Source organism: Vibrio sp. OPT46 (assembly GCF_015163535.1).
Classification (GTDB): Bacteria; Pseudomonadota; Gammaproteobacteria; order Enterobacterales; family Vibrionaceae; genus Vibrio; species Vibrio alginolyticus.
On record NZ_JADDYG010000738.1, the window covers coordinates 1 to 581 of the forward strand.

The window sequence follows — 581 nt, forward strand, 5'->3', positions numbered from 1 at the left end:
GCATGAAAATACGCCTCGCATGGCTCCACCTTCGACAATCAATGCTCGAGAGCCTACTTTTTCCATCACTTCGCTCCACTCTTTATCAATCGGATAATAGCGTGCAGCTTAACGCATAATGGTTTTATACCCAAGTGGGCCAAAGGTCTAGGTTGCGTTCCTTTGAATAAAAAGGGCATCAACGGATGCCCTTGTCACTTTTAGCCTATGGAATTGCGGGTAATTGAGTCGCTAATTTAGTGAAGGAGACCGAGCCAATTAGCCCCCTTACATAGAGCCATACCTGTAGTCCCATACTGATCGTTGTTGGAATAGTTTGATGATCACTTGTTAAATAGGCATACAAACACTATCCAGAGCGTTGTAAGCAAAAGTAATGGGGTGAATACTTTCTGGATAGAAGCGCCATCAGTTAAATTGTAAATTTTGATGGATTCATTATAGAACGCTCGTTTGAATTCTTTGAAGCTAATGTCGCTCTTCGCATGCGACTGTTCATAGTGCTGGTGCGCAGCGTCCGATAGCTGGTATTCCAAGTCTTGGAGCTCGTACTCCTTGTTAAAAAACGCATCCCAAGCCGA

The 581-nt window shown here is 43.9% G+C and carries 1 protein-coding gene; it reads right to left on the bottom strand.

All coding sequences use genetic code 11. The features are described from left to right. Window positions 1-323: 323 nt before the first annotated feature. Window positions 324-581: hypothetical protein (locus IQR33_RS34570; protein WP_228014173.1), on the bottom strand; the 258-nt coding region annotated here is incomplete at its 5' end.